Origin of the sequence: Corynebacterium sp. KPL2680 (genome assembly GCF_040225675.1) — a bacterium.
In the GTDB taxonomy this organism is placed as follows: domain Bacteria; phylum Actinomycetota; class Actinomycetes; order Mycobacteriales; family Mycobacteriaceae; genus Corynebacterium; species Corynebacterium rhinophilum.
Window position 1 is genome coordinate 49,549 of record NZ_JBEHFM010000006.1, and the last position, 24,188, is coordinate 73,736.

Genomic DNA, 24,188 nt, shown 5'->3' on the forward strand with positions numbered 1-24,188 from the left:
ACAACGACCCCGCCTGCGTTGCCGAAGCTCGCCTAGCCCGCGGTATTAAACCAATCGGCTTCGCGGATGGTACGCATGGCGGTCTTGCGGTCGTCGTCACCAAGCCGGCGCAGGAATAAAACCCCGTCAAGGTGATCGGTTTCATGCTGAATGCACCGCGCCAAAAGGCCGGAGGCCACCATTCCCACCGGCCTGCCTTCTACATCGCGCCCAGAGACAAATACCCGATTGTGCCGCGGCGTATCGGCGCGAATCCCAGGAATGGATAGGCAGCCTTCCGGGCCAGTCTGCATGTCCTCTCCCAAAGACGTCCACACGGGGTTAATCAGAGCCCCGCGCAACCCGGTCTGCGTATGCGAGCAGTCATAGACAAAGATGCGCTTGAGTATGCCCACTTGATTCGCCGCCAGCCCTACCCCACCGGCAGCATCCATGGTCTCCAGCATGTTTTGCGCCAAAGTGCGAAGGCCAGAGTCAAAGGTAGTAATCTCTTCTGCCCGCGTACTCAGTACGGGATCCCCGTAGAGCCTGATGTCTAATTCCGCCACTGAATCTTCCCTTTCTCATGTACTGCCTATTCGCCTAAGTTTATGCGCACTTCTAACCCACGTGAATGGGATCGACCATGATGCGTAGTGGCAATTCATCCTTCCGGGCGCTGCGCGCCGCATTAGCCTTGCGCAATGCTCGCCCAAGCTGCGATCGCGGCCCCAGCGGGGCGCGCACCACCAAGCGTTGCGGTGGGCCAAAGCGGTCCGCATCGTATTCCCCGGGAAGGCTGTCCCCTGGCGGGAGCGGAACCGGGCCTAAGACCTCGGCGTGCTCTGGCAGATCGACCAGCTTCTCGAAGGAATCCAGAGCCGCGTCCGCCCCATCAATGGCGGCAAAGTGCACGGCTGGTGGAAAGCGCACCTCGCGCCGGGCACGCAATTCTTCTGCAGCGGCCGCGACCATGTCCCAGCTCATGAAGTGGCGCACGACGGGAAGTTCCGGATCCGCGGCGATGATGACACGCCCGCCCTTGAAATGCGGCCTGACCATGGTGGCCGCCTGCGCCCATTTGGCCAGGCAGTCCTCGGTGGCGCGCAAATCCTGCCGATTCAATAAGGTGCCTGCATCCAATAAGAGGGCCGCGCCATAGGCGCCGCCTTTCACCCGCGGCTCAGCGCCCGGGGTAGCAATCACTAATGCAGGGGCATTCTCAATTGAGCCCACAACCTTATTGCCGCCGGAGACCACAACGGATGTATTGGGAAAGGCCCGCCCCAATTCCTCCGCGGTGCGTTCGGAGCCTAAAACGATGGCGCGCAGCCGCGGCGAACCGCACTCGGTACAGCGGTGATTGGTGGCAATGCGCCCACACCAGCGGCAGGTAGGCATGACCGCCTCCTCGCTTGAGCGCTCGGAGCTCGGAGGCAACCCCAATGGCCCGTTGCAGTGGCGGCACCGCGCAGGAGAATGGCACTTTCCACAAGCCAAAGTAGGCGCATACCCCTTGCGCGGGACCTGCACAAGCACCGGTTCACCGCGGTCGAGGGCCTGCTGCGCTGCCTGAAAGGCCGGCGCTTGCACAGAGGTCGTACCGCCCTCCAAATCCCGGGAAATGGACAGCCCGTAGGCACCAATGGCCAAAATATCGGGCCGGCGTGCCTCTATGGTTGAGCTACTCGGCACGAGGTCGTGTGCCCACCCAGAGTCCACCAATAATTGAGTTTCTGCCGTACGCGAATGGTTGGCCGCAATGAAGCTGCAATTTTCGAATGCAGAGCGGGTGGTAAGCACCTCCCGGGCGTGGACGTAGGGCTTGATATTGTCTACCAAGTTATCGTTGCCGTCATCAAAAATGACGGCTAGTTGCAGGTTGTCCACGGGAGTAAAAGCCGCCGAGCGCGTACCAATGACTATTCGCGCCTGGCCCACCAAGGCCGAAAGGTAGCGGCGATAGCGCGCTTGCGGTCCCATACTATTGGTGAGCACCGTGATTTGTTTCGGCCCCACGACAGCGCGCAGGGCGTTTTCCAAGGAGTCGATTACCTTTTGGTCTGGGACGACAATAAGGACACCTCCCCCGCCCAAGGCGACCTTGGCAGCTAAGGCCGCGAGTGCATCTTCCCATTCATCGCCGGGAGCGATTTGCCATGCGGCGCGGGCTAATTTCCCGCCCAAGATGGAATCAACAAATGTTTCACCATGCTGATAGGCAGACCACCCTGATAAATCGGGCTCGCTGGCTGCGCCGAGGTCTTCCCACGGGGTATCCAAATCCGCTTCTTCCGCCTTCGCATGCCGCGGTGGAATGGCAGAGCGAATGATATCGGAGCAGATTCCGCCATAGCGATCCGCAAGGGCTTCTACCAGCCGGGACAGCTGCGGTGGGTAGACCTGAAATGGCGAGATGACTCGCTCAATAAAACGCAGCTGCCCACCGAAGTCGGAATCATGCTTGCGCTCGACGATGATCGCATCCACCAAGCGCCCATTGAACCGAATGCGTACCTTCACCCCGGCTTGGGCACTATCGGATTCAGCCTCATCTACCAGGTAATCAAATCCCCGATCGAGGTGGGCAATCCCTAAAAGAGGCAACACCCGCGCGACCGGTTTCCGGGCGGCGGGTGTTTTCTTAGGCATAAGCCCACATTCTACAGACCTGCGGCAGCGCGCAATTCCTCCACGCGGTCCAACTGCTCCCAAGGCAGGTCAACGTCGGTGCGACCGAAGTGACCGTAGGCGGCGGTCTGGCCGTAAATAGGACGCAGCAGATCCAATTCGCGGATGATGGCGGCTGGGCGAAGGTCGAAGACCTTATTAACGGCAGCCTGGATGTGCTCATCGGTCAGGTTCTGCTTCGCGGTACCGAAGGTCTCGACGTATAGGCCGACCGGCTTGGCGCGACCGATGGCATAGGCCACCTGCACCTCTGCGCGGTCAGCCAGGCCTGCGGCGACGATATTCTTAGCCACCCAACGCATGGCGTAGGCCGCAGAGCGGTCCACCTTGCTGGGGTCCTTGCCGGAGAAAGCACCGCCGCCGTGGCGGGCCATGCCACCGTAGGTATCCACGATGATCTTGCGCCCGGTAAGGCCTGCATCACCCATCGGGCCACCCAAAATGAAGGAGCCGGAAGGGTTGACCAAGAGGTTGGTGTCCTCGGTGTAGTACTTATCAAGGCCTGCGTCCTTGATAACCCATTCCAACACCTCGCTGCGCAGGTGGGTTTCTAGCCACTGACTATCTACCTCAGGATCGTGCTGGGTAGAAATAACGACCGTATCCAGGTGAGACGGCTCATTGTTCTCGGTATATGCGAAGGTCACCTGGGTCTTGCCATCCGGGCGCAGGTGGTCCACAATACCCTCTTTGCGCACCTGGGTCAGGCGGCGGGACAGGCGGTGCGCCAAGGCGATGGGCAATGGCATGTACTCCGCGGTTTCATTCGAAGCATAACCAAACATCAGGCCCTGGTCGCCGGCGCCGGCGGTGTCATTTTCTTCGTCATAATCCGCGCCCTGATCGCGTGCCTCGGTGGAGGTATCCACGCCAGCACCGATTTCCTGCGACTGCTCGCCGATGGCGATATTAACGCCACAGGTATTGCCATCGAAGCCCACATCGGAAGAGGTAAAGCCGATGGACTTCAGGGTCTCGCGCACGAGAGCCGGGATTTCCACGTAGGCATTGGTGCGAACTTCGCCCACGACGTGTACTTGGCCGGTGGTGACCAGGGTTTCCACGGCGACGCGGGACTCCGGATCCTTATCTAAAAGCGCATCCAAGATGGCATCCGAGATGGCGTCACAAATCTTGTCTGGGTGCCCCTCAGTAACGGACTCGCTTGTAAAAAGACGAGCTTCCACTGCAGCGTTATCAGTCACAAAAACTTCCTTTGATTATTACGTATTCGATACCGAGGCATTCTGCCCCTACCAATCATATGGCCACCCTAGACCAAGCGGTCTATAAACGCAATATTTAATTTCCCGGTTCAATCATTTCATTCACGACGCCGAGAATCTGCGCCGCGACGACCTGCTTAGATCCATGCTCTACGCGCTGCGGTTCCACATTCCGCCGCAGGATCCACCCCTCGCTACTTTCCTGGCCAAAGGTCACGCCGCGGCCGACCTCATTGGCCATCAGTACGTCACAACCCTTGCGCGCAAACTTTTCTTGGGCATACTCCAGTGCCGAAGAATCAGCATCTCCCGTCTCCGCCGCAAAGCCAACGATGACGCAGTTTTCCGGCACCTCGCCCTCTTCGCGCGCGGCCACGAGAGACTTCAAAATATCTGGATTTTCCACCATCTCCAGCGCGGCAAGCGCATCATCCGCTTTGCCCTTTTTCATCTTGGACTCTGCCACATTGGCGGGCCGGTAGTCCGCGACCGCCGCGGCCATGATGACGATATCGGCATCGCGGGATTCCTCGCGCATCGCGCTTTCTAGGTCTTGTGCGGACACGATGTCCCGGATTGTAGCCCCGCTCGGTAACGGCAACTCCGCGGTATTGCCCGCCATAATCGTGACATCTGCGCCCTTGTGCGCGGCCACTTCTGCCAGCGCAAACCCTTGCCGGCCGGAGGAACGGTTTCCTATATAGCGAACTGGGTCTAATTCCTCTTGCGTGCCACCGGCGGAGATAACAACCTTCAGCCCCGACCAGCTGTGGTCGATGTGAAAGCCAGCCAGCTCGGTGCGTGCGATGGCCGCAATCTGTTCTGGATCCGGTAGCCTTCCTGCGCCCGTATCCTTACCCGTAAGACGCCCGTGCGCCGGTTCCATGACGGTAATTCCGCGCCGACGCAGGGTCTTCACGTTGTCTTGTGTCGCTGGGTTATTCCACATTTCGGTGTGCATGGCGGGCGCCACGATGATGGGGCACGTTGCTACCAGCACGGTCGCGGTCAAGAGATCATCGGCGCGTCCCGCAGCCAGGCGAGAAATGAGGTCCGCCGTAGCAGGGGCGATAACCACGGCATCGGCCTCCTGCCCCACAGCTACGTGTTGAACGTCCTCTACGGCTTCAAAAACACCGGTTGAGACGGGGTTTCCGGATAATGCCTGGAATGTTGCGGCGCCGACGAAGTTCAAGGCGCTTTCTGTAGGAACGACGCGGACATTATCGCCGTGTTCTTTAAAATTGCGCACTAGGTGGCAGGCTTTATACGCGGCGATGCCACCGGCAACGCCCAGCACGATATTGCGAGGAGAATTTGAAACAGTCACATCGCACAATCGTACCGTGCAGGTATGACAAGAGCCCCGCCCGGCCGCCACATTAGTTCCACAAAAGTGAAACCATTGGGGGGTAGCCGGACGGGGCTGAAATGAGGCACAAGGTGCGCACGCGAATGCGCGCGTTACTTACTTGCCTTCCTCGTGGTCCAACAGACCTGCGTCGATTTCGCGCAGCGCGATGGACAGTGGCTTCTCGCCGGGTTCTGGGTTAACCAGCGGGCCAACGAACTCAAAGACGCCTTCATCTTGCTCTTGGTAGTAGCTATTGATCTGGCGTGCACGCTTGGCAGCGAAAATTACCAAGGCGTACTTGGAAGAAACCTTGTCCAACAGCTCATCGATTGGCGGGTCAGTAATACCAATCGGATCATCAAATACCGGTTCCGACTTTGCGGATTCAGTGTTAGAAGGGGTGGTCACGTTAGTCACATGCACCTTTACATTGGTTGAAGATGGTCAAAAGAAGAATCTATCCTCGCAGGATATCACTAATGGCGGCCACTGCCTCATCTAGGTTTTCATTGACCACAACGTGATCAAACTCATCCTGTGCAGCTAGTTCCTCATATGCAGTGTGCAACCTACGATCGATGACGTCTTGTGGTTCGGTACCGCGACCGGTCAGGCGCTCTACCAACACCTCCCAGGAAGGAGGGGCCAAGAAGACCAAGTCCGCTTCCGGAAGGGCCTTCCGGACGCTACGCGCACCGGCCAGGTCAACCTCGACGAGAACCGGGCGCCCTGCTTCCAAAGCCTCTTCTACGGGACGGGCAGGTGTTCCAGAACGCTGCAATCCGCCGTGAATATCTGCCCATTCGAGCATCTCACCGGCATCAATGCGTTCTTGAAAAGCCTCAGGGGTGACGAAGAAATAATCCACGCCGTCTTTTTCCCCGGGGCGGGGCTGGCGCGTAGTCATAGACACGCTGAAATACAGCCCCTCGACGTCATGCCGTAGACGCGACACTACGGTGGATTTACCCACTGCGGAGGGACCCGCCAACACGACGAGGCGACCGCGAGCAGTTGCGTCAGCCATGGACGTGATTATTCGTCGCCGTAACCGAAGCGCTCAAGAAGAGCACGACGCTGGCGCTCACCCAGACCGCGCAGGCGGCGGGTCTGTGCAATCTCCAGATCTTCCATGATTTCCTTGGCCTTGACCTTGCCAACCTTAGGCAGAGCCTCGAGGAGTGCAGAAACCTTGGTCTTGCCGATGATCTCATCGGTCTCAGCCTTTTCCAGCACGTCCTTCAGGTCGGTCTCGCCGCGCTTAAGCGCAGCCTTGAGCTCAGCGCGAGCCTTGCGGGCCTCAGCGGCCTTTGCGAGAGCTTCCTTACGCTGCTCATCAGTCAACTTTGGAAGGGCCACGAGTTTCCTCCGATTCATTAGATTGGTTCTATTACTTCTGGCACTGGGTACCAGATTCCGGTTGCCAAACGCGATGGAAATACCGCGGAAAGTTACCCTGAACCTTCGAGCACACCGACTTCTGATTATCCTAGCACCGCTAGTGACACGATGACGATAGGCGACCCAGATGGGCCACTCGTTTTAGCACGTCAACGCACATGCTTAGACCAAAATACCAGGTAAACGGCGCGGCCGTTAATCGACCCCGCCGCGTGTTCTAATCCCGGAATTGGTCTGCGGTATCGATCACGGCTTTGCGCAGGTCATCGACCTGAGGACCGCGTTGTAGGACGGCGCGCGAGACATTCGCAAAGCCCAGCTGCGGGCACTCAGACACAATGGCGTGCACCTGCGCGGGACCCGCCCCCTGGGCACCAACGCCGGGAAGCAGCACCGGGCCATTAAGCGAGTCCAATCGGGGCGGATTATCCACGGTCGCACCCACCACAACGCCCACGCTTCCGGCAACACCGGCCTCTTTCTCCGAGGCGTTAAAGGCGGCGCACTCGTCGACGACCGCTTGGGCAATCGAGTCCGCAGTGCCTGCAGGCACTGCCTGAATGACGCGCGCCTCCGGATTAGAAGTAGCCGCGAGGACGAATACACCGCGGTTGTTTTCGTGCGCCGTGGCAATAGCCGCGCCCAGCGCCCCAACGCCGAGGTACGGCGAAAGTGTCACCGAGTCAGCGCGCAGGGGCGAGGTCTCCCCTAGCCAGGCATCGCCATAGCCTTCCATGGTGGAGCCGATATCGCCGCGCTTGGCATCCGCCACCGTCAGGCATCTTGCCTCACGCAAACCGGCCAGGGTTTCTTCCAAGACCGCAAAGCCTGCGGCGCCGAAGCGCTCGAAGAAAGCCACCTGTGGTTTTACCAAGGCTGCGGAATCCGCGAATGCCTCGACGCAGCGCATGCTGAAGGTGCGAAGGCCTTCTGGTGAATTATCCAGCCCCCATTGCTCTAAGAGGTACGGGTGCGGGTCGATGCCTACACACAGGCGCCCGCGTTCGCGGCCGGCGTCTACCAGGCGCTGGCCGAAGGATTTAGTTGCGTGGTCCATGCTCAAGCTCCTGAAGTGCGCGGACCTGCAAATCACCCTGGCGCAGCGCTTCGATGCCCTGCACCGCCGCCGTCACGCCTTGAACCACCGTGACCAGTGGCAGCCCCATGTGCACCGCTGCGGCGCGGATATCGTAGCCGTCGTGACGGGAACCGGCGGAGCCTGCTGGCGTATTGAGGATCCAATCCACCTCGCCGTTGAGGATCTTGTCCACGATGGACTCTTCGCCGTCCTTGGCCTCAGAGACCTTGACGGCGACCTCGCACTCGATGCCGTTGCGGCGCAGCATCTGCGCGGTACCCGCAGTAGCGATGATGTTGTAGCCCATCGTGGCCAAGCGCTGGATGGGGAAAATCAGCGTGCGCTTATCCCGGTTGGCTACGGAGACGAAGACCGTGCCTTCAATCGGCGGACGAGCAAACGCGGAGATTTCCGCCTTGGCAAAGGCCGCACCGAAGTTGGTGGCCAAGCCCATGACCTCACCGGTGGACTTCATCTCGGGCGACAGCAAGGAATCGAGCAGGCTGCCATCTGGGCGGCGGAAACGGTTGAAGGGCAAGACCGCTTCCTTGACCGCAATCGGGTGATCAAGTGGCAAGGAGCCGCCATCGTAGGACGATGGAATAAGTCCTTCTTCTCGCAGTTCCGCGATGGTGGATCCCATCATGATGCGGGCGGCGGCCTTTGCTAGCGGCACGCCGGTCGCCTTTGAGACGAACGGAACGGTGCGCGAGGCGCGTGGGTTGGCCTCGATGACATAAAGGATGTCGTCCTTCAAGGCGAACTGGACGTTCATCAGGCCCTTGACGCCGATTCCCTCGGCCAAACGGCGCGTGGACTCGCGCACATTCTCGATGTCCTCTGGGCCCAGCGTCATCGGCGGCAGGGCGCAGGAGGAGTCACCGGAGTGAACGCCAGCCTCCTCGATGTGCTCCATCACGCCGCCGAGGTAGACCTCGTTGCCATCGCACAGGGCATCGACGTCGATCTCAATGGCCGAATCCAAGAAGCGGTCCACCAGGACTGGATGGTCTGGGGAAAGCTCGGTGGCGCGCTCGATATAGTTCTCCAGCGACCGCTCATCGTAAACAATTTCCATGCCGCTGCCGCCCAATACGTAGGAAGGACGAACCAGGACTGGATAACCGATGGAGGCTGCTACCTTCCGGGCCTCCTCGAAGGAGGTGGCGGTGCCGAATTGCGGTGCGGCAAGCCCACCGGCTTCTAGAACCTTGCCGAATTCGCCGCGGTCCTCGGCAGAGTCGATGGCAGCAGGGCTGGTGCCCACCACCGGCACGCCGGCGGCATCGAGGCGCTCTGCCAAGCCCAGCGGGGTCTGGCCGCCCAGCTGCACCAGCACGCCGGCGACCTCGCCGGAGGCTGCCTCTGCGTGGTAGACCTCCATGACATCTTCGAAGGTCAATGGCTCGAAGTACAGGCGGTCGGCGGTGTCATAGTCCGTCGATACCGTCTCCGGGTTGCAGTTGACCATCACGGTCTCATAGCCCTTGCGAGAAAGCTCGAGCGCGGCGTGTACGCAGGAGTAGTCAAATTCGATGCCCTGGCCAATGCGGTTCGGGCCAGAGCCCAAGATGATGACCTTGCCCTTCGAGCCTTCCGGTGCTGGGTGCACCTCGGTTTCGGCATCGGGGTCCAGCTCATAGGAGCTGTAGTGGTACGGCGTTTGCGCCTCAAACTCGCCGGCACACGTATCGACGGTCTTGAAGACGGGGCGAATGCCCATGCGCCAGCGGAGGCTGCGCACACCATCCTCGCCGTTGAACTCGGGGCGCAGGGCGGCAATTTGGGCATCGGAAAGCCCAAAGACCTTGGCCTCGCGCAGGAGTTGCTCGGTGAGCACGGGGGCATCGACAAGCTCCTGGCGGAATTTCACCAGGCCCTCGAGCTCCGCAATGAACCATGGATCCACGCCGGAGGCTTCGTGGACCTCATCCACCGAGGCGCCGAGGCGCAGGGCCAGCTCGATATCGTACATGCGGCCCTCAGTGGGGCGCTCGAGGTCCTTGAGCACCGCCTGCACGTCGGTGGCGCGCTCGCCCGCGAAATACTCATCGGGCTTGGTCCAGAAACCATTGGGCTTGTTTTCCAGCGAACGCATGACCTTATTCAGGCCAGAGATGTAGTTGCGGCCGATGCCCATGGCTTCGCCCACAGATTTCATCGTGGTGGTCAAGGTGTCATCGGAGCCGGGGAACTTCTCAAAGGCAAAACGGGGCGCCTTGACGATGACATAGTCCAACGTCGGCTCGAAGGCCGCTTGGGTTTCGCCGGTGATGTCATTTTGCACCTCGTCCAAGGTGTAGCCGATGGCCAACTTCGCGGCCAGCTTGGCAATGGGGAAACCCGTTGCCTTGGAGGCCAGCGCCGAGGAGCGGGAGACGCGCGGGTTCATTTCGATGACGATGATGCGGCCATCGTCTGGGTTCAAGGCGAACTGGATATTGCAGCCGCCGGTATCGACGCCCACCTCGCGGATGATGTCGATGCCCAAATCGCGCATCTTCTGGAACTCGCGGTCAGTCAGCGTCAGCGCCGGAGCCACGGTAACGGAGTCACCGGTGTGCACGCCCAAGGCATCGACGTTTTCAATAGAGGCCACGACGACCACGTTGTCGTCGCCATCGCGCATGAGCTCGAGCTCGTATTCTTTCCAACCGAGGATGGATTCCTCGATGAGCACATTAGCCTCAGGCGAGGCCGCAAGCCCGCCGCCGGCGATGCGCTCAAGGTCATCGTTATTGAAGGCTAGGCCGGAACCCAGTCCACCCATGGTAAAGGACGGGCGCACCACGACGGGCAGGCCGAGCTTGTCGACGGTCTCGTGGACCTCGTCCATGTTGTGGCACACCGCCGAGCGAGCGGATTCTCCGCCTACAGAGGCCACGATGTCCTTAAACTTTTGGCGGTCCTCGCCGCGCTCGATGGCATCGATATCGGCGCCGATGAGCTCGATATCGTACTTATCCAAAATTCCCAGGCGGTCTAGCTGCACCGCAGCGTTGAGCGCGGTTTGCCCGCCCAAGGTGGCCAGGACGGCGTCGATGGGGTGGCCTTCCTCTGCCTCCTTGACCAGGATCTTTTCGATGTACTCCGGCTCGATGGGCTCGACGTAGGTGTGGTCGGCGAATTCCGGATCCGTCATGATGGTCGCGGGGTTCGAGTTCACCAGGGTCACGCGCAGGCCCTCGTCCTTCAGGACGCGGCAGGCCTGGGTTCCGGAGTAGTCGAATTCGCAGGCCTGGCCGATGACGATGGGCCCGGAGCCGATGACCAGGACGTGATTAATGTCAGTGCGCTTTGGCATAATATTTTCTTCCTTTTCCTGGGTGACTACTTATTCGGGGTGTGGTTGGCCATGAGCTCTAAGAATTGATCAAAGAGCGGGTTGGCATCGTGCGGGCCGGCGGCGGATTCCGGGTGGTACTGCACCGAGAAGGCCATGCCATTGCGCAGGGCGACGCCCTCGACCGTGTCATCGTTCAAGCAGATGTGCGTGATGTGTGCCGGGCCGAAGTCCGAGGCGAATTCGGCATCTTCATCGGCCAAGTCGTAGTTATCTGGCGTCTGCAGCGCGAAGCCGTGGTTTTGGGAGGTGATATCGATTTTACCGGTAAGCATGTTGCGTACTGGGACGTTGATACCGCGGTGGCCGAACTTCATCTTGTAGGTGGATAGGCCAAGCGCGCGCCCGAGCAGCTGGTTGCCAAAGCAGATGCCGAAGAACGGGATTTTCGCCTCAAGTACCTTCTTAATGGTGGCAACTGTGTCGTCGGCGGTGGCCGGGTCACCCGGGCCGTTGGAGACGAAGACGCCATCCGGGTTATAGGACTGAACTTCTGCAAAGGTGGTGGTAGACGGCACCACGATGGTCTCGATACCGCGCTGGGAAAGGTAGCGCGGCGTGGCGGATTTCACGCCCATGTCAAAGGCGACGATGGTGTATTTCTTCTCCCCCTTGGCCTCAACAACATAGGGCTTATCGGTAGATACCTCGGCGGCAAGGTCCGCGCCCTCCATGGAGGACTGGCTCTTTACCTCCGCGAGGAGTTCCTCGACGGGCCGGGTGGCAGCCTCACCAGAGAAGAGGCCCGCGGAAATGGAACCGTAGTTGCGCAGGTGGCGCACCAAGGTGCGGGTATCAATCCCGCGGATGCCGATGACACCTTGGGCCTGCATTTCCTCGCTCAAGCTGCGCTCGGCGCGCCAGCTGGATACGCGGCGGGACAGATCGCGGATAACCAGGCCCGCGACCCAGATATTATTGCCGTGGGACTCGTTGTCCTCATCGTTCCAGCCGGTATTGCCAATGTGCGGGGCGGCGGAGACAACGATCTGGCGGTGGTAGGACGGATCCGTCATCGTTTCTTGGTAGCCGGTCATCGCGGTGGTAAATACGGCCTCGCCGAGGGTGGTGCCGGTAGCGCCGAAGCCGTAGCCACGGAAGGTACGCCCATCCGCAAGGACGAGGATTGCTGGGGTTTTATCAGTCACGTCGTGGCCTTTCTGTGCCTTGATTGGGTGCTGTGTGCAAGGTTAGTCCTGAGTAGCGGCGTTCAGATCGAACGTTACCGAGCCGCGCAAGATGGTTTGGGTAACTCGCGCACCAAATTCCTCGCCCGCATAGGGGTTGTTCTGGGACTTGGATGCGAGCTGCGCGGAATCGGATACCCAGTGGTGTTGTGGGTCAACGATGGTTAAGTTGGCTGGCTCCCCCACTTCCAAGGGGCGACCGTGGCCTGGCAGGCGCGTGATTTCGGCGGGGCGCTCGGACATGACGCGGGCGATAAAGCGCCAGTCCGCCAGGCCGGTTTCCACAAAGAGCTTGGCGATGACCGCCAGCGAGGATTCCAGCCCCAGCATGCCGGGGCGCGCGTTTTCGAATTCCACGCACTTGTCTTCGGAGCCGTGCGGTGCGTGGTCGGTGGCGACGCAGTCAATAGTGCCATCAAGAAGCGCCTGGCGCAGCGCCTCTGTATCGCGCTGTTCGCGCAGCGGCGGGTTCACGCGGAAAAGGCCGTCATAGGTGCGCAGTTTGTCATCGGTCATCAGCAGGTGGTGCGGGGTGACCTCTGCAGTCAGCGGAATATCGTGTTCCTTTGCCCACTGCAACAGTTCCACTGTGCCCTGTGTGGAGGCGTGGCAGATGTGCACGCGGTTGCCGTAATCGCGGGCCAGCAGGGCGTCGCGGGCAACGATGGATTCCTCCGCCACGCGCGGCCAGCCGCGCAGGCCCAACCGGGCGGCGTTTTCGCCCTCATGGGCAGAAGACCCGCCGGTCATGCGGTCATCCTCGGCGTGCTGGGCCAGCAGCACGTCCATGCCCTTGGCGTATTCCAGCGCGCGGCGCATCAGCTGTGGGTTTTGCACGCACTTGCCGTCATCAGAGAACATGCGCACCTTGGCCTCGCTGCGCGCCATCATGCCGAACTCCGTCAAGGACTTGCCTTCCAGGCCCTTGGTGATAGAGCCGACTGGGTGGACATCGCAAAGCCCCAGTGCCTGGGACTTTGCCCACACGGATTCGGCGATGATCGGCTGGTCCGTGACCGGCGTGGTATTGGCCATGGTAAGGACCGCGGTAAACCCGCCCTTGGCCGCGGCCTTGGAACCGGACTCGATGGTCTCGGTGTCCTCGCGGCCTGGCTCGCGCAGGTGCACGTGCATATCAACCAAGCCAGGCAGCAGTACGTTGTCGTCGCCCTCGATGGTCTCGGCGCCCTCTGCCTTCACCTCGGGCCCGATGGAGTCAATAACCCCACCGCGAACGAGGACGTTGGTGGGCTCGCCTTCCCCGTAGAGGCGAATATTTTTAATCAGTAGTGGATTCTCAGCCGGGGCGGACAGCCGGCCGGTAGCTGGGTACGTAGTCATTTTCTCTCCCTTTTACGTGGCTTATGCTCTGCCCGATTTAAATCCCGGCGTTATCGCCATTGGTCAGCAGCGTAAAAAGCACTGCCATGCGCATGTGGACACCGTTGTTGACCTGCTGCAATACCGTGGTTTTATCCATATCGGCCACGGTGTAGTTGATCTCCATGCCGCGGAGCATGGGACCTGGGTGCATGACGATGGCGTCCTTGTGCAGCGCCGCAGCGCGCTGCTGCGATAGCCCGAATAGCTGCGCATACTCGCGGTGGGACGGGAAGAAGCCGCCGTCCATGCGCTCTTGCTGCACACGCAGCATCATCACGACATCGGCATCTGCAAGCTCTGCATCAAAGTCATAGGACACGCGCACCGGCCACTTGTCCACACCCCAAGGCATCAAGGTCGCAGGCCCCACGAGGGTGACCTCCGCGCCCAAGGTGTGCAAGAGATCCACGTTGGAACGCACGACGCGCGAGTGCAGGCAATCGCCCACAATCTTTACCTTCAGGCCCTCGAAGCCATGATCGCCGCGCAGGCCTAGGCGCTGGCGCATCGTAACGGCATCAAGCAGCGCCTGCGTCGGGTGCTGGTGCGCACCGTCACCGGCGTTGATGACTGCGGGACCCTGCCCATCCTGGTCCACCCACTGGGCCAGCTGTTGCGGTGCGCCGGAAGACGGGTGGCGCATGATGATCGCATCGGCGCCGATGGCCGCCAGCGTCAAGCCCGTATCCTTCAGGGATTCGCCCTTTTTCACAGAGGAGGTCGACGCCGAAAGGTTGATAACATCAGCGGACATCCACTTGCCGGCCGTTTCAAAAGACGAGCGCGTGCGCGTGGAGTTTTCATAAAAGAGCGTATAAATCGTGCGCCCGCGCAGCGTCGGAAGCTTTTTGACCTCGCGGCCATCGAGCGCCTCGCGGAAGCGATCGGCCTCATCCAAAAGGCCGATGATCTCTGCGCGGGATAATTCCGCGCTATCAATGAGGTGTTTCATGAGTGCGTTCCCCTTATCTGCGCGGTATCGCCCGCGGACGTAGAGCGGGTGAGAACAACGGCATCGCGGCCATCGATATCTTGGATATATACGGAGACATCTTCTTCCCGCGCCGTGGGCAGGTTCTTGCCCACATAATCGGCGCGGATGGGGACTTCGCGGTGCCCGCGGTCAACCAATACGGCCAACTGGATAATCGAAGGCCGGCCGACATCGCCCAGCGCATCGAGGGCGGCGCGGATAGTGCGGCCGGAATAAAGGACATCATCGACCAAGATGACCGTGGCATTATCGATGCCACCGTCTGGGATGGAGGTCGGTTGCAGGGCGCGGTGCGGGAAATTGCGCAAATCGTCCCTGTACAACGTGATGTCGAGCGAGCCCCACGGAACGGGGACCCCGGAAAACTCGCGCATTTTCTGCGCGAGGCGCTGCGCTAGGGGCACTCCACCTGAGGGGATGCCCAGTAAAATGACCCGCGGGGCTTCCGCGGAATCGAGCGCCGTCTTTTCAATAATCTGGTGCGCGATGCGTGCAACGGTACGCGAGACATCATCGGAGCTTAAAAGCTCCAACTGGTTCGCGTTCACGTCAGTTCCACTCATCGTGACCTCCTTCCCCGCCTCACGGTGCGGTCCTTAAAGGATGCCTGTCAATGAACTTGTAGACGTCTATGCTGATAGACACGTATTACCTTAGCACCTTACCCACCGCGTGGGTGAGGCTCAGTCGAAAGAGGTGCATCACGCAGTGAGTTTCTCTGCACAGCACGTAGTCCCAGCCGCCCGCGAACACGTCTGGCAATGGCACACCCGGCCAGGGGCGCTGACGCGCCTGAACGCGCCTTTTGCCTTTATGAAGCCGGTGCAGCAGGCTACCGATCTGGGCGATGGTACCTCCCTGCTCGCCCTTCCCGGCGGTTTGCAATGGACGGCCCAGCACGACCTTGCGCGCTACCAAGCCGGGTATAGTTTCAGCGATGTCTGCGTCAACGCACCCATCCGCAAATTTGCCAAGTGGCGCCATACGCACCGTTTTGCCGATCACCCAGGCGGCACGCTGATTACAGACGAGGTCGATACCCGCATTCCCGCTGCGGCCCTCAACTCGCTATTCGCCTACCGGCAGCACCAACTCACCCAGGATATTGCCTTTGAAAACCGCCTGCGCGAAGGCCAGCTCGGCCAAAAGGCGTTGACCATCGCCATCACCGGCTCGCGCGGCAGCGTGGGCAGCGCCCTGACCGCACAGCTACAAACCCTGGGCCACACCGTGATCCAGCTCGTGCGCGGCACGGCGGAGGCAGGCCAGCGCGAATGGCGCCCGCACCACCCGCGGCCCGATCTCCTCGAAGGCGTCGACGTGCTCGTACACCTGGCGGGCGAACCCATCTTTGGGCGCTTTAATGACAGCCACAAGTCCGATATCCGCGACTCCCGCGTGGGCCCCACCGAAAACCTCGCCCGCCTAGTGGCCGCCACCGATTCCGTGCAGGCCATGGTGTGCGCCTCTGCCATCGGCTTCTACGGTTCCGAGCGCGGCGATGAGCTGCTTTCCGAGGACGCCGAGCGCGGCGAGGGCTTTCTTGCCGATGTCACAGCGAGCTGGGAACGGGCCTGCACCCCCGCCCGCGAGGCCGGAAAGCGCGTGGTCAATATCCGCACCGGCATCGTGATGTCCGGCAACTCCGGCCTGCTACCACTGTTGCGCGCGCTGTTTTCCACAGGGCTTGGCGGCGCCTTTGGTGACGGCAACTTTTGGTACAGCTGGGTGGCACTAGACGATCTCACCGATGCCTATATCCGCGCCATCGTGGATGAGAAGGTTAAGGGTCCGGTCAATGGGGTATCACCAAACCCGGTGCTTAATAAGGACTTCGTCTCCGCATTGGGGTCCGAATTGCACCGCCCCACCATTCTACCGATCCCCCAATTCGGCCCCGCCCTGCTCCTGGGCAAGCAAGGCGCGCAAGAACTCGCCTTGGCCGACCAGCGCGTCAAGCCACAGGTGCTGGAGGATCTAGGCCATACCTTCCGCTACCCCACCATCGACGGCGCCTTAGCGCACGAACTCGGCGGCGAAAGCCTGCTGTAGGTCAAGGCCACAGCAGTGCTCCTAGCAGCCGAAACGCTCTAGGCAGACAAGAGTTCCGATGCCTCCCCCACCACGCTGACTAGGAGCATGTCGCGGGCGCGCGACGCCGCAACGTAGAGCAGTGCTCGCTCGCGCTGTAGCGCTTCGTCGGCTTCAGCGGGTGCCAGCCCCTTGAATAGGTAGCGCTGCGGGAGGGCCTCGGCGTTGACGTCAAGGAGGATGACGTGGGTAAACTCCAGCCCCTTCGCATTGTGCATCGTCATAACGGCCACCGGGCGTTCCTGCGAGGTACGGCGACCGGCGCTAACGGCAACCTCAAACTCGCCCAACTGCCGGGCAATCTCCTCACCGCGCTGGTTGGTGCAGGTGAGCACGCCGATGGAGACGTCTTCCTCGCCCTGCGTCCATTCCTTAATGTGCGCGGCAAGCACCGCGGCCTCCTCCGCCTTAGAAGAGGACTGCACCACAATGGGTGCAGGACCTTGGCGCACCGAGTGATACCCGGTGAGCTCGGCCACGTCTTCTTCGGAGTCCACCCACTCTGCACCCTCCAGAATCGCGGTGGCATAGCCTAGAGGGCAAAGCAGTCCAAACGAGTCTCAGCGACAGTCGGCAAACTCATGGAAGGAGCCCGAGTTTCCGGCTGGAAACAAGCCATCAACCAGATGGCCGTGGCCTACCCCGACAGCTTCGACAATTACCTGTAAACCTAACCCCACACTCAAACAACTTGACACGCTCCGATCTGGAGGAACTGATGACCGAGCGGGCGTGCCGGCCGATCACACCACGATCTACCGCTGGGTTCAGAAATACGCCCCTGAGCTGGACAAACAAACACGGTGGTACCGGCAGGTACCTGACTGGCAGGCCAGTTCCTGGCGGGTGGATGAGGGTTATATCCGGGTCGGCGGCAGGTGGTGCTACCTCTATCGGGCGATCACCGCCGGTAGCCAGACCCTGGACTTTTACCTCTCTCCGAAGCGAAACGTGGCCGCAGCGAAGCGTTTCCTGGTAAAGGCCGGCAGATCCAATGCGTCAGCCGGGTATCCCAGAGTGATCAACGGCGATAAAGCACCCTCCCTAGCCAGGGCAATCGCCGAGTTGAAGTCAGAGGGAATCTGCCCGCCAACAGTGGAACACCAGCAGGTGAAATACCTCAACAACATCCTGGAAGGCGACCATGGTCGGCTGAAGCGGATCCTCGGGCCGAAAGGCGCGTTTAAGAACCGGACATCTGCATATTGGACGTTGAAAGGGATGGAGGCGATGCACTCATTGCGGAAAGGACAAGGCACGATGTTTGCCTACGGGCAACCGAACTCGGACGCGGTGATCGTCAACCGGGTCTTCGAGACGGCCTAACAACGCCCACACGCAGCGGCCATCAGGGAATGAGAAACTGAGTCTTCGCTGCTCTCCACCCAACTTTGCAACAGCACCCGCAGAACTCCCCGAGTGAACCACGCGAGGAAGATAATGCCCCACAGCAGGAGGCTCCGGCGCAGGACGCGGAGGTCATGTTGTCCGATGATGCGCAGGCGCGCGAAATGTGGGATGGGCTGATTGAAACGATTGGTATGGCCCAGTACGTCGAGCAGCTTAACCCTGTTCTGGAATCCCAGTTTGGTACCTACCTGTCGGCGCAGATTCCGGCCGCTGACATGCGCGCCCCCTGTCCGAGTGGATGGCCAACCCGCAGGATTTCCGTAGCCTGGCGGAGCAAAAGTACCGGGAAAAGCAGCAGGCCGCCCAGCCACAGGGGTAGGCCGCTTAGAGTAAGGTTCCCCGCTGCTTTTTGGGTGGGGCTTTCTGCTCCTGTGGGGTTGGCTGGCCCAGGTCTGCAACGCTGATTAGGTTGCTGGAGACAACCTGTTCGAGCAGCTGTCTGCCCTCTTTTTCGGCGTTGACCATGAACTCTATTTGCCACAGCAGTTCCAACAGCTCGCCGTCGAGGTGCCAATTGTCTGCCTGCATTTGATCCAGTGGTGAGGAGGATTTTCCTGCCGGGGTTTTCATTCGGTAGCCCAGCCAGGAAGACAGCACGTTCATGCCGGAGACCTCGAAGCTGGCGACCTGCGGGGGAACATGGTCAAAGCGTGCTGTACCCACCTGGAGCTGGTGGTTTTCCTCGTCATAGTCCCAGTTCTCGGGGTAGGTTCCCTCCGGCGTGGGGATGGCGATGGTGGCTGTTCCCTTAAAGCGGGTGCCGGTGGGTTGGCCAAACTGGTTGAGTTTTCCTCCGCGCTCACCCCAGGTTTGCTCAAAAATGATGTGGCGGCCAAAGTCTACGACCTGCTCAAACAGGGCGGTGTCGGCGGTAAAAGGGACGTGTGCGACAGCTTCGGACAATTCCTCACCAAACCGCTGGGTGTATGCCCCGGTGCCCAGGAGGCCCACCACGTAGGCCGCAACCTCGAATGGCTCCACCTCGCGGTTGTACGTGGCGGAAAGCGCTGCAAGCAGTGCGGAGGAAATGTTGGGCTGGGTGGTGCCTGCGGTGCGGTAGAGCGGATGCATGCTTTTCGCGCCAAACGATCCTCTAAAAAAGTCCATGTCAGGAACGTACGGACTAAGCGTTACTGCGGGGCCGTTTCCCAGAGTGGTTGAGGTGAGAGTCACCAAGAAAAGCTGACTGTTTGAGCAGCTGTTCCACAAAAGTTGCCGGAGATATGTGCCTACGCGGTGGTCGGGAAGGCACCACTGGCGGTCGAAGCTACGGTAGCCATAACGCACAGGCTTTACCATGCTTTCCCTCCCGTCCTGACCGGCAAGCACTGGCAATGGCGCATCCGTGAACACGTCGTTTTTTCTCACCTGTGGGGTGCAATCTCGGTCTGGGGAAAATAGTTCCTCGTCCACAGAGTCGGAAGTAAAGAGCTTGTCCCAGCGCTTGTTTAATGCTTGTGGGTCGGGAGAAATAGGCCATTTACGCTTGTACTGTGCACCAGAAACGCTCCAAGGAAAAATCATGTCGAGGGGAACACCGTCAGATAATGCGGCTGCCGTGGAGGGTACAAACTTGTCTCCCCAGTCCTTTTCCGGCAGCTCTACCCACTCACCTCCAGATTCTGGTGGGCATACACCGGCCATTGCATCCAGTTTTTCTTGTCGGGTTCCCCCAACACGTTGGTAATAGACAGTGGCTTGCCTCTTAACACGAGTCTCGTGGTGCCTGGTCTGTCCCCTGGAGTTTTTGGGGTGCTGGATTCCGAAGAAGACCGCGACCGGGGTTTGGATGGCAAAGACGTTTTCTTCTTTTCGAGCGCCGCGCCCCTCGCCTCCTAGGTCTACGATCCAGATTTCGTCGAAGACTTTGCGCATGTATTCGCGCAAGCCTGCAAACCCTGGGCCTCGCAGGTAGGAGGAACTGGTGATGTAGCTGACTACACCCGTTTCGTTCTCGCGCTGTTCACAGATTTTCCAGATGGCCCAGCGGATGAAATAGACGTAGGTGTTGTAGAGGTTTTTCACCTGCCTTCCCTGCTCTTTTTCGGTTAATGGAGCAATGAAATCATCTAGGAGAGCTGGGTGTCCATTGTGCTCCTCCAGGACAATGTTGCGGTGTTCGGTGGAGCCGCTTCCCAGAGCTTTCTTCCGTGAGCCACGGTCGTAGGGAGGGTTGCCGAGGATGACGCGGATGGGGGTTTGGTCGTTTTTGACCAGTCCCGCCTTGCGGGTTTCCTCGTTAATGTCTGCCATGACCTCCCAGAGGGTCATTTGATTGCCGTCGGCAGATACGTCGCCTGGGTCGGTCAGCGAATTGGTGAGGTAGACATTAACGCCGTCTTTACCCAGCTCAATTCCGGTGGACTCCAGCATCTGTGTAAGGCGCATGTGAGCCACCGCGTACGGCCCCATGAGCAGTTCAAACGCATAAAGACGTTGAGCGAGGCTGCGGGCCGCATCCTGGGGTTATGCAGCTTGGCCCAAAACGTGGCGAGCTACCGCCAGCGGGTAGGTGGCCGTGCCGGTAGCGTTGTCGAGGACGCTGGTGGCATCGTCTCCCAGGCCGTCGGGGCGGCCGAAGCGGGTTTTAAGAATCTCGTCGAGAAGCCTTACCTGCATTTCCACGATTTGTACTGGGGTGTAGTACACGCCCGCATCAGCGCGCATTTTCGGGTCGTAGGCTGCGAGGAAGTCTTCGTAGAAGTACAGCCACGGGTCGGCATCAGAGGTGAACTTGTCTACATCCACCGCGCCGATGACAGATTCCAGGAGGGATACCGGCCCCTCCACCAGGATGCGGTTACTTGGCTGCGCCATTACCTCCAGGACAGAGCCGATAAGCCGGTGGCCATTATGGCGTAGGTCTGGGGTGACGTCGGAAGCGGTAAACGTGTCAGCAGGAACGGCGGATTCCACGCGCGCCAGCAGGAGGGCGTAGGTAAAGGTTTGGGCAAAGCTGTCGGCGAAGCCTTCGACGGTAGCTCCCGGCATGAGGTCTTTGCCCCAGTTTGTGTAGAGGTTGTCGAGCGCGTCTGGGGTGTTGTCTGTGATGATCTCCACTACTGAATCGCGCAGCAGGCGGGTAAGTGGTGCCAGCTGGTCGGCCAATCCTTTAGGGCTGGAGGGTGAGGTGGGTTTCCAGGAAAGGAATTGATCCAGCAGGTTGGATAGTTCCTCCACCTGGTTTTCTGGCAGTTCGCCCTCGCGATTGGGGGTGAGTTGGATGTGGGCGAGGGGTTGTCCTGCCCCGTGGCGAAGTAGTGTCCACTCCCAGCCGTTGGTGTAGATCAGGTTCGAGTGGTTTTCTAAGCGTTTCCACTGTTTCTTGTCGTGTTTCGACCATCCGCTTTGCCGGTATGGGTTGGCGGATTTGTTGGGGCTTTTCAGCTCCAGGTGGCCGGTGAGCTGTCCGCGACCGTTTTTGACGGCCATGTCCAGGCACACGCCCTCCACATTGTCGCCGGAGAGTTGGCGGTGCTCGGTAAAGACGTTGACCTGATTGGAGCGGGCGTTTCCCACGGCCGTTAAGAAAGTGGAGATGGGGACTTTCAGCTGGTCTTCTGGGCTGGTTCGCCGGTCGGTGGCAAGCTCACGCTCAACTGCAAGTAGGGCGCGGGCTAGGTCGTTGCAGGCTGTGGCGATGGTGTGGTGGGCCATAATTCCTCTTGGGTGGAGTGCATTGGGTAGCTGTGTATCTGATGGATAAGTCTACGGTGTCACTGTGCACGAGGCATGAACTCGGGGCGAGACTTTTCTGACAGGGGGTGCACACCCGGCAGATAACGTTTTTGCATGACAAACCTCCTGCACAAACAGCATGACACCCTCCCCACGCTGGGAAACAGTCTACTCGTTCAGTTTGCGCCACAGTCACCGCACAGGAGCAACATGGATTATTGCCCTCACCTGCGCTCTTGTTGTGGCAGTTGCTGCTGCCACCACCGTTGGGGCTGTGTCCATTCCGCCCGGTCAGGTGTTGCACGTGTTGGCGCATCATCTGTGGGGAGCAGGTCTTGATGGGGTGGCTGAACCCACCCGCGTCATTGTGTGGCAGGTGCGGCTGCCGCGCGTTGTCCTCGGAGTGGTCGCCGGGGCGGGGCTTGCGGTGGCCGGTGTTGCCCTCCAGGTGGTGGTGCGCAACGTTCTTGCCGACCCCTACGTGCTTGGGGTGAACTCGGGCTGAAGTGCCCCGAGTTTTGTTCCTAGGCATTTGCCTTAATTTCTATTATTCCCTGTTGCGGGTTCTGCTTCCACAATTCGGTTTCCACCTCGGCTGGGGTTCGGTATCCCAGAGAGGGTCTAATGGTTTGTGTAGGTTTCCAACCTGCATAAGGAGATAAGCCAGAATGACTAGTGTGCCACGACGAGATCTAAGCTGATAAGGCCAAGATTGATGCGATTGAAAAGAAGCTTCTTGCTAACCCTGAAATCGCGAAACTGATTGATGAGCTAGGCACGTCCACCACGGATGCCAATGACCTGGTTCGCGGTATGTTGCAAGCTTCAATTACCCGCGGGCTGAATGCGGAAATGGATACCCACCTGGGCTATGCATCCGGTGATAGAGCAGCTAAAGCTAGTGCTGGAAGAAGATAATTACCGCAATGGGACGTATCCGAAAACCGTAGATTCTAATTACGGGCCAGTAAGCATTGATGTTCCACGAGACAGAAACGGCACGTTTGTCCCGATGATGGTGCCCAAAGGCTTAAGGCGGCTGACAGATGTTGACGATATGATTGTCAGCTTATATGCCGGCGGAATGACCATTCGGGATATCCAGCATCATATGGCTACTGCACTGCGGGTAGATATCTCCCATGAAACAATCTCTGCAGTAACTGATGCCGTCGGCGATGAGATCATGGTCTGGCAAAACCGCCAGTGAGATGAGTTCTACCCCGTGATATTCCTGGATGCGTTGCGCATTAAAGTCCGCGACGGCGGCAGAGTTGTCAACAAGTCTGCCTATATGGCTATCGGCGTGGACCTCGACGGCATCAAACACATCCTGGGATTGTGGATTGCCAAAGAAGAAGGCGCTTCATTGTGGGCGCAGGTATGTGCCAATCTTTCCAATCGTGGGGTCAAAGACGTCTTTATTGTCTGCTGTGACGGGCTGAAAGGCTTGCCGCAGGCTGTAGAGGCAACATGGCCGAATTCCATGGTACAAACCTGCATCGTGCACTTAATTCGTGCTGCCAACCGGTGGGTATCTTATGGTGACCGCAAGAGCGTATCGGCAGCGTTGAAGAAGGTTTATACGGCTACTGATGAATCCACGGCAGAAGCGGCGTTGAAGGAATTTTCCGTGTCTGAGCTGGGTGTGAAGTATCCTCAGTCGGTCAAGGTCTGGGAGGATGCGTGGGATAGATTCGTGCCATTTGTGCAGTTTCCTCCAGCGGCCAGGAAGGTTATCTATGACGGCGAATTCGATTGAGTCGTTTAACAATCAGCTGCGTAAAGCCACGCGTAACCGGGTCCAATTTACTAATGATGAATCCGCGTTAAAAACGTTGTGGTTGATGATCTGCAATATTGAAGACAAACGAGCTATCAAGCGGGCAAAACAAGGCAAACGGGCCTCAGCTACAGCCAGCAGGCTCGTGAAAGGAGCCCGAGTTTCCGGCTGGAAACAAGCCATCAACCAAATGGCCGTGGCCTTTCCCGACCGCTTCGACAAATACCTATAAACCTAGCCCCACACACAAACAACTTGACACGCTCGTATCGCAGGCTTTGGTGGAGCCTTACCTCGTTCCACCATGACACCCACTCGAATGTCGCAATTTCTACCTCGACAACATCATCCCACCTGCGAGTATGGATCAGCTCATTCTTGTAAGCGCCGTTAACGTTTTCAGCTAGAGCATTGTCATATCAGTCACCGACAGTCCCAGTGGAAGCAGCGATCCCGTGCTGGGCAAGGCGCTGATTGTAGATAACGCTGACGTACTATAAGCCGTGATCCGAATGGTGAATAAGACCTGTTGTTTCCCTCGCACACTTGGGTCGCTTGATTGAGTGCTTGCAGCGGCAATGCCTGAAGTG

General features: G+C 59.4%; 18 protein-coding genes and 3 pseudogenes. 4 read left to right on the plus strand and 17 right to left on the minus strand.

Features of this window, described 5'->3' with window-relative positions; translation table 11 throughout:
- Positions 1-32 precede the first annotated feature (32 nt).
- The 13 genes from def to pyrR form a co-directional block, all read right to left on the minus strand.
- Positions 33-548, minus strand: a complete 516-nt coding sequence (gene def, locus ABRP66_RS04475; protein ID WP_284851674.1) for a peptide deformylase — start codon at positions 546-548, stop codon at positions 33-35.
- A 52-nt stretch (positions 549-600) separates the two neighbouring features.
- Entirely contained in the window at positions 601-2,631 is a 2,031-nt protein-coding gene (locus ABRP66_RS04480; RefSeq protein ID WP_284769750.1) for a primosomal protein N', read from the minus strand.
- A gap of 11 nt (positions 2,632-2,642) precedes the next feature.
- The gene (gene metK, locus ABRP66_RS04485) at positions 2,643-3,875 is read right to left on the minus strand and encodes a methionine adenosyltransferase (RefSeq protein ID WP_284796101.1); all 1,233 of its coding nucleotides are present in this window, start codon (positions 3,873-3,875) and stop codon (positions 2,643-2,645) included.
- A gap of 97 nt (positions 3,876-3,972) precedes the next feature.
- A complete protein-coding gene (coaBC, locus tag ABRP66_RS04490) occupies positions 3,973-5,226 on the minus strand; it encodes a bifunctional phosphopantothenoylcysteine decarboxylase/phosphopantothenate--cysteine ligase CoaBC (RefSeq protein ID WP_284852044.1) in 1,254 nt (417 codons plus the stop codon).
- Positions 5,227-5,364: 138 nt separating this feature from the next.
- Complete coding sequence (gene rpoZ, locus ABRP66_RS04495; RefSeq protein WP_005279075.1) at positions 5,365-5,667, minus strand: DNA-directed RNA polymerase subunit omega; 303 nt, start codon at positions 5,665-5,667, stop codon at positions 5,365-5,367.
- Between the two features lie 40 nt (positions 5,668-5,707).
- Positions 5,708-6,277, minus strand: coding sequence for a guanylate kinase (gene gmk, locus ABRP66_RS04500; RefSeq protein ID WP_023022483.1), 570 nt, complete (start codon positions 6,275-6,277; stop codon positions 5,708-5,710).
- A gap of 8 nt (positions 6,278-6,285) precedes the next feature.
- Complete coding sequence (gene mihF / locus ABRP66_RS04505; RefSeq protein ID WP_121910735.1) at positions 6,286-6,609, minus strand: integration host factor, actinobacterial type; 324 nt, start codon at positions 6,607-6,609, stop codon at positions 6,286-6,288.
- Between the two features lie 259 nt (positions 6,610-6,868).
- Positions 6,869-7,708 carry an orotidine-5'-phosphate decarboxylase gene (pyrF, locus tag ABRP66_RS04510; protein WP_284854022.1) on the minus strand — a complete coding sequence of 280 codons (840 nt, stop codon included), beginning with the start codon at positions 7,706-7,708 and terminating at the stop codon, positions 6,869-6,871.
- Entirely contained in the window at positions 7,692-11,033 is a 3,342-nt protein-coding gene (carB, locus tag ABRP66_RS04515) for a carbamoyl-phosphate synthase large subunit (protein WP_284854023.1), read from the minus strand. Before carB ends, pyrF begins: the two co-directional genes overlap by 17 nt.
- A 26-nt stretch (positions 11,034-11,059) precedes the next feature.
- A complete protein-coding gene (gene carA, locus ABRP66_RS04520) occupies positions 11,060-12,220 on the minus strand; it encodes a glutamine-hydrolyzing carbamoyl-phosphate synthase small subunit (protein ID WP_284769745.1) in 1,161 nt (386 codons plus the stop codon).
- Between the two features lie 42 nt (positions 12,221-12,262).
- Positions 12,263-13,600, minus strand: a complete 1,338-nt coding sequence (locus ABRP66_RS04525; RefSeq protein ID WP_284854024.1) for a dihydroorotase — start codon at positions 13,598-13,600, stop codon at positions 12,263-12,265.
- 37 nt (positions 13,601-13,637) lie between these two features.
- The gene (locus tag ABRP66_RS04530) at positions 13,638-14,594 is read right to left on the minus strand and encodes an aspartate carbamoyltransferase catalytic subunit (RefSeq protein ID WP_284854026.1); all 957 of its coding nucleotides are present in this window, start codon (positions 14,592-14,594) and stop codon (positions 13,638-13,640) included.
- Positions 14,591-15,199, minus strand: coding sequence for a bifunctional pyr operon transcriptional regulator/uracil phosphoribosyltransferase PyrR (gene pyrR, locus ABRP66_RS04535; protein WP_284769742.1), 609 nt, complete (start codon positions 15,197-15,199; stop codon positions 14,591-14,593). Before pyrR ends, ABRP66_RS04530 begins: the two co-directional genes overlap by 4 nt.
- Positions 15,200-15,344: 145 nt before the next feature.
- Between pyrR and ABRP66_RS04540 the strand changes: the two genes are divergently transcribed.
- Positions 15,345-16,688: a TIGR01777 family oxidoreductase gene (locus ABRP66_RS04540; RefSeq protein WP_284769741.1), complete on the plus strand. Its 1,344-nt coding sequence runs from the start codon at positions 15,345-15,347 to the stop codon at positions 16,686-16,688.
- Positions 16,689-16,726: 38 nt separating this feature from the next.
- Here ABRP66_RS04540 and ABRP66_RS04545 read toward each other — a convergent pair whose 3' ends face one another.
- Positions 16,727-17,224 (minus strand): 3'-5' exonuclease, encoded by a 498-nt coding sequence (locus ABRP66_RS04545; protein WP_284852037.1) that lies wholly within the window; start codon positions 17,222-17,224, stop codon positions 16,727-16,729.
- A gap of 194 nt (positions 17,225-17,418) precedes the next feature.
- Here ABRP66_RS04545 and ABRP66_RS04550 point away from each other — a divergent pair.
- A pseudogene (locus ABRP66_RS04550) lies at positions 17,419-18,053 on the plus strand (IS6 family transposase); the annotation flags it as partial.
- A 408-nt stretch (positions 18,054-18,461) separates the two neighbouring features.
- On the opposite strand, the gene ABRP66_RS04555 reads toward ABRP66_RS04550, so the two are convergent.
- Both ABRP66_RS04555 and ABRP66_RS04560 read right to left on the minus strand, forming a co-directional pair.
- Positions 18,462-20,525 (minus strand): type ISP restriction/modification enzyme, encoded by a 2,064-nt coding sequence (locus ABRP66_RS04555; protein ID WP_349838386.1) that lies wholly within the window; start codon positions 20,523-20,525, stop codon positions 18,462-18,464.
- A 78-nt stretch (positions 20,526-20,603) separates the two neighbouring features.
- Complete coding sequence (locus ABRP66_RS04560; protein WP_349838387.1) at positions 20,604-21,794, minus strand: hypothetical protein; 1,191 nt, start codon at positions 21,792-21,794, stop codon at positions 20,604-20,606.
- A 160-nt stretch (positions 21,795-21,954) separates the two neighbouring features.
- Between ABRP66_RS04560 and ABRP66_RS04565 the strand changes: the two genes are divergently transcribed.
- Together ABRP66_RS04565 and ABRP66_RS04570 are read left to right on the plus strand one after the other, a co-directional pair.
- Complete coding sequence (locus tag ABRP66_RS04565) at positions 21,955-22,320, plus strand: iron chelate uptake ABC transporter family permease subunit (protein WP_349838388.1); 366 nt, start codon at positions 21,955-21,957, stop codon at positions 22,318-22,320.
- A gap of 163 nt (positions 22,321-22,483) precedes the next feature.
- A pseudogene (locus ABRP66_RS04570) lies at positions 22,484-23,830 on the plus strand (IS256 family transposase).
- Here the strand turns inward: ABRP66_RS04570 and ABRP66_RS04575 are convergent.
- Positions 23,781-24,002: pseudogene (locus tag ABRP66_RS04575) on the minus strand (integrase core domain-containing protein); the annotation flags it as partial. The pseudogenes ABRP66_RS04570 and ABRP66_RS04575 sit on opposite strands and share 50 nt — an antisense overlap.
- Positions 24,003-24,188 lie beyond the last annotated feature (186 nt).